We start from the raw sequence: 287 nt of genomic DNA on the forward strand, positions 1-287 counted from the left end.
TATAAGGTTGTAGAACATCGGGTATAATAATTGACCCATCAGCCTGCTGATAATTCTCAAGAACGGCAATAAGACAACGACCAACAGCCGTACCAGAACCATTAAGACTATGGACGAAGTGTAATGTTTTCTCACCTTCTTTACGATAGCGTGCATTCATACGTCGCCCTTGAAAATCTCCACAAACTGAGCAACTGGAAATTTCACGGTAGCATCCCTGACCAGGAAGCCAAACTTCAATATCATAAGTTTTACGTGCAGCAAATCCCATATCACCCGTAGAAAGA

The 287-nt window shown here is 42.2% G+C and carries 1 protein-coding gene; it reads right to left on the reverse strand.

Annotated elements, in window-relative coordinates:
- A partial coding sequence (locus tag ACFINZ_RS11435) for an aminoacyl--tRNA ligase-related protein (protein ID WP_375701572.1) occupies positions 1 to 287 on the reverse strand: 287 nt, incomplete at both ends.

Origin of the sequence: Bartonella sp. AA81SXKL (assembly GCF_042196945.1) — a bacterium.
Lineage (GTDB): Bacteria > Pseudomonadota > Alphaproteobacteria > Rhizobiales > Rhizobiaceae > Bartonella.